At 55.4% G+C, this 204-nt stretch carries 2 protein-coding genes (1 of these 2 cut by a window edge); both read right to left on the bottom strand.

Annotated elements, in window-relative coordinates; genetic code table 11:
• Window positions 1-192, bottom strand: a 192-nt coding sequence (locus QVO97_RS12780; protein WP_369678402.1) for a CapA family protein, incomplete at its 3' end; no start/stop codon positions are given.
• A protein-coding gene (locus tag QVO97_RS12775) for a CapA family protein (RefSeq protein ID WP_369678403.1) crosses the window boundary here: on the bottom strand, window positions 137-204 show its end. 577 nt of this gene lie beyond the right edge of the window; the window shows 68 of its 645 coding nt (coding positions 578-645); its start codon lies beyond the right edge, outside the window — the gene reads right to left on this strand; it ends in the stop codon at window positions 137-139. The genes QVO97_RS12780 and QVO97_RS12775, both read right to left, overlap by 56 nt.

Here is a 204-nt window from a genome sequence, read left to right as displayed (position 1 = left end):
TACCTTCTGGATCTCCTGCACGACCGAAGCCGTGTCATACGCCGAAAACATACCCGGATGCGACGATCCTGCCGCCCATCCGCCCGTCGGAAAGACGCGCGACGCGCCCAGAAAGCCAATCTTTTTTCCATTTTTCTCAATGATCTGCGGCTGTTTCGCCTCTTCCAGATTTTTTCCCGCCCCAACATGCAAAATCCCGGCACT

Source organism: Clostridium sp. CAG:43, assembly GCF_000434655.1.
In the GTDB taxonomy this organism is placed as follows: Bacteria; Bacillota; Clostridia; order Lachnospirales; family Lachnospiraceae; genus Otoolea; species Otoolea fessa.
This window is presented reverse-complemented; position numbering and strand designations above follow the sequence as displayed.